The following is a 4,827-nucleotide window of genomic DNA, read 5'->3' as shown; positions in this document are numbered from 1 at the left end:
GGGCGTCGCGCCCGGCCCAGGGGCGTCGAGTGCCGCACCTCGCGGCGCTGCGTGCCGCACCTCGCGGCGTTGGCGTCGATCAGCGCCCGTTCCCCTGCCCGGCCCGATCCGGACGGGGGCCCTGACCGCCAGGTGCGTCCAGCAGGGCCGTCTGCATCTGCACCGTCTTGCGGCGGGCGATGCGGGTGGCGCGGCCGGGCGGGAGGTTGCGGCCCTTGACGTTGCCGAAGACGTAACCCTCCGAGGGCGGGCAGGACAGCAGCAGACCGGGGGTGTTGACCTCCTGGAGCCTGCGCATCAGATGGTCGCTGAGCCCCCGGCCCGCTCCGGCCGCCGAGCGGGCGACGATCAGGTGCAGCCCGACCTCCCAGCCGAGCGCCAGCTGGTCCAGGAGCGGATCGAACGGCGCGTTCATCGGCCCGGTGCCCAGCATGTCGTAGTCGTCGACGAGGACGAAGAGCCGAGGGCCCGTCCACCAGTCGCACAGCCGCATCCGGGCGGGTGCGATGTCGGGCCCCGGCACCCGGGTCCTCACCGCGCGGGACGCGCCGTCGACGAGGTCCTTGAGGGCGTCGATGGAGACGGCGTGGCCCAGCCGGTAGGCGTCGGGAACCGCCTCCACCAGCTCGCGGCGGTAGTCGACCACCATGATCCGGGCCTCGGCCGGGGTGTAGCGGTCCATGACGGCCTTGGCCGCCAGCCGCAGCAGGTTGGTCTTCCCGCTCTCGCTGTCGCCCACCACGATCATGTGCGGGCTCTCGCTGAAGTCGTGCCAGACCGTGGAGAGCTCCTCCTGCTCCAGACCGAGCGGCATCCGGAAGTCGCCGTGCGCGGAGGGGAGTTCCGAGGCAGGCAGGGCGGCCGGCAGCATGCGTACCGGCGGTGCGGGCGGGCCGGACCAGGACTCCTGGAGGGCGGCGACCAGTCCCGTCACGCCCTCGGCGAGGTCGTCGGCGCCCTCCACGCCGTCGATTCGGGGCAGCGCCGTCAGGTAGTGCAGCTTGCCCTCGCGGGTCAGGCCCCGTCCGGGGGTGCGGGGGACGGTGGCGGCCCGGCGCATGTCGATCCCGGAGTCCATGGGGTCGCCCATCCGCAGCTCCAGATGGGTGGCCGCCTGGTCGCGCACGGCCGAGGACAGCTCCACCCAGCGGGCGGTGGTGACGATCAGGTGGATGCCGTAGTTCAGTCCGCGCGCCGCTATCGCGTTGAAGGTGCTGATGTGGTGGTCGTAGTCCTGCCGCACCGTCGACCAGCCGTCGATGACGAGGAAGACGTCGCCGTGCCGTTCCTCGGGGAACTCCCCGGCCGCGCGACGGCGACGGAACGTCGCCATGGAGTCGACGCCGTGCTCCAGGAAGAAGCGCTCTCGGGCCGCCATCAGGGTGTTGACCTCGGCGATGGTGCGGCCGACGCGTTCGGTGTCGAGGCGGGCCGCGACCCCGCTGGTGTGGGGCAGGCCCGCCAGCGACGCCAGGGTGCCGCCACCGAAGTCGAGGCAGTAGAACTGCACCTCGTCCGGGGTGTGGGTGAGTGCCAGAGACGTCAGGATCGTGCGGACCATGGTGCTCTTGCCGCTCTGCGGACCGCCGGCGACGGCCACGTGCCCGCCGGAACCGGCCAGGTCGACCTGGAGCAGGTCGCGGAGCTGGTCGAAGGGCCGGTCGACGACACCGATCGGCACCCGCAGCCGGCCGCGCCCCTCCCAGCCGACCGTCGTGAGTCCCAGGGCGGCGTCGGGGGTGAGGGGCGGCAGGATCTGGTCGAGCGTCGGGGGCAGTCCGAGCGGCGGGAGCCAGACCTGGTGCGCGGGCGGGCCCGCGCCCAGCAGCCGGCCCACGGCGACGGACAGCAGCGTGTCGCCGGTCTCGTCCGCCTCGGGTGCGGGATCGGGCGCGGCGGGCAGGTGGCGCGGCACGACGTAACCCGTCGTCCAGGGCACGGTCTGGCTGGCCACCCTCGCCTGGTTCGCCCCGTCGGCGCGCTGCCGGTAGGGGCCCGACACATAGGCGGCGCGGAACCGGGTCAGCGCCTCGACGCCCGACTTGAGATAGCCGCTGCCCGGCTGGGGCGGGAGCTGGTAGGCGTCCGGCACCCCGAGGACGCCACGGCTCTCCATCGCCGAGAACGTGCGCAGGCCGATGCGGTACGAGAGATGGCTCTCCAGCTGGTGCATGCGGCCTTCGTCGAGCCGCTGCGAGGCCAGCAGCAGGTGCACCCCGAGGCTGCGCCCGAGCCGGCCGATCATCACGAAGAGCTCCATGAAGTCCCGGTGCGCGGACAGCAGTTCGCTGAACTCGTCGACGACCACGAAGAGGCTGGGCAGCGGGGCGAGCGGGGTGCCGGCGGCGCGCGCCTTCTCGTAGTCCAGCGCGGAGGCGTAGTTGCCGGCGCTGCGCAACAGCTCCTGGCGGCGGATCAGTTCGCCGTGCAATGCGTCCTGCATCCGGGAGACCAGGGCGGCTTCGCCCGCGAGGTTGGTGATCACGGCGGAGGTGTGGGGCAGTTCGTCCAGCCCGAGGAAGGTGGCGCCGCCCTTGAAGTCGACCAGGACGAAGTTGAGCGTCTCGGAGGAGTTGGTGAGCGCCAGCGCCAGGACCAGCGTCCGCAGCAGCTCGCTCTTGCCGGAGCCGGTGGCGCCGATCAGCATTCCGTGCGGGCCGGACCCGCCCTGCGCGGACTCCTTGATGTCGAGCTCCACCGGGGTGCCGTCCGCGCCGACCGCGATCGGCACCCGCAGCCGGGCGGGGCCGGTGTTCCGCTGCCAGAGCCCGGGCGGATCGTGGCGGTACAGGTCGCCGATGCCGAGCAGGGCGGTCAGTTCCACGTTGGTGGCGAGCGGCTCGCCCGTGTCGGTGCCGGTCCCCATGCGGTACGGGGAGAGGCGCCTGGCCAGGGCGGCGGCGCCGGTCGGACCGAAACGGTCGGGGCGGCCGAGCAGCGTCGTCTGCTCCTTGCGGTCGCGGTCGGTCCGGACGAGACCGAAGGAGTCGGCGGTCACGTCGAAGCGGAGGGTGACCCGGCCGGGGCGCCAGGTCAGGGCCCCGGACAGGTCGAGGACCACGGTGTTGCGGAGCCCGGGCCCGTCCAGCCGGTGGCCCGCCGGGACGGTGCCGCCGTCCACGACGATCACGGTGAACGGCTCCTCCCGACCGGCGGCGGCGTCCGGGTCGAACGGCGGACGTTCCAGGAACTCGGCGCCGAGCAGGTCCTCCAGCTCGTTGAACGCCGCCCCGGACATCCTGGCCGGGCCGGCGCCGTCGCTCTCCTGGGGGTGCATGTGGTGCGGGAGCCACTTGGCCCACTCCCAGTCCGGCCGCCGCTCGTCGGACACGCACAGGGCGACCCACACGTCGTCCGGAGCGTGGAAGGTGACCAACTGGGCCACCATCGCGCGCGCCACCGACCGGATGTGCTCCTCCTCGCCCCGGAACAACACCCGCGCCCAGGCGCGCAGATAGATGGCGATGGGCTGCTCGGGCACGGTCGCGTACGCGCGGATGAAGCTGCGCAGGGCGTGCGCGGCGAGCGGCTCCAGGTCCTCCACGGGGCTGGTCGACATCGGCGTCAGCCGCAGGCCCAGCTTCTGCTCGCCGACGGCCACCCGGACCTCGCCGAAGTCCTCGTCCTGCGGGCGGCGTTCCCACAGCCGGGTGGAGCCCACCATCGACCACAGGGACGCCGGGTCGGGGTGACGCCAGGCCAGGGCGCGCTGCTGGTCGACGACGGCCGCCCTGACCTTGCGCCGGGTCTGGCCCAGGTAGCGCAGGTAGTCGCGGCGTTCACCCTTGAGCCGCTCCTTGCGCTCGCTGCTCCTGCGCATGGCCTGGCCGACCATCATCGCCCCGGTCGACAGGACCATCAGGCCCAGGGCGAGGTAGATGAAGCCACCGCTGCCCTTGGTCATGCCGGGGCGCATGAACATCAGCATCATCGAGACGGACATGAGGGCCATCGGGAGGTAGGTCCAGACGGCCGAGGAGTCCGGGACGACCTCGGGCAGTGTGGGCGGTTCCTGCAGGCTCAGCTCACCGTCGGGCATCTCCGGACCGCGACGGCGGGCCGGCCGACGGAACAGGACCACGCTCAAGGAAGGGTCTCCATCGTTCTGTACGGACCGCTCGTACGGAGCGGTCACACACGAGTGCGACGAAAGCATGGACCGGGGGCCGTGAACGGACGGGCAACGCACGGGGACGCGTCCGTGAACGCTGACGGAGAGTCGGCCGTCATCCCTTCCCGTGAGCGGCGGGAGGCGGATCATCGTGCTTACGATCCGTCACACGTCCCCCAACACCTCGGGGAGTGACGTTTGTTCAGCCGCACTCGGCTGCGCGCGAGCGCCCGTGCCGCACGGTGACCGCGCCCCCGGAGAGAGGCCCCCATGACCGACACCCAGGTGGCCGGACTGTGCCGCCTGACCGTCCGTGCTCCCGCCCGGACCATCGACCTCGCCGTCCCCGCCGACGTGCCCGTGGCCGATCTGCTGCCGGCCGTCCTCGGTTACGCGGGCGACGACCTCGCCGAGAAGGGCATCGAACACGGGGGCTGGGTCCTGCAACGCCTGGGCGGGCTGCCGCTCGACGAGGAGCGCACCCTCGACTCGTACGACCTGCGCGACGGAGAGACCGTCTACCTCAGGCCCCGTACCGAGGCACTGCCCGAGGTCCACCTCGACGACCTGGTGGACGGCATCTCCACGACCATGAACGGCCGCCCCCACGGCTGGGGGCCCACCGCGGGCCGGCGCACGCTGTGCGGTGTCGCGGTGGCCGCGCTGCTGGCCGGGCGGGTCGTCCTCGCGCTCCCCGCACCGCACACCGGGACGCG

Annotated in this window: 2 protein-coding genes; one reads left to right on the top strand and one right to left on the bottom strand. The window is 72.8% G+C overall.

Annotation, left to right across the window (positions count from 1 at the left end):
* Positions 1 to 79 precede the first annotated feature (79 nt).
* Positions 80 to 4,081, bottom strand: coding sequence for a type VII secretion protein EccCa (gene eccCa / locus ACYVE9_RS15900; protein ID WP_461028508.1), 4,002 nt, complete (start codon positions 4,079 to 4,081; stop codon positions 80 to 82).
* A gap of 300 nt (positions 4,082 to 4,381) precedes the next feature.
* Between eccCa and eccD the strand changes: the two genes are divergently transcribed.
* Positions 4,382 to 4,827 (top strand): type VII secretion integral membrane protein EccD (eccD, locus tag ACYVE9_RS15895; RefSeq protein WP_461028507.1); only part of this gene is annotated, 446 nt, incomplete at its 3' end.

Source organism: Streptomyces sparsus (genome assembly GCF_054776295.1).
The sequence above is the reverse complement of the archived record's forward strand: the minus strand, read 5'-3'. Positions and strand labels throughout refer to the sequence as shown.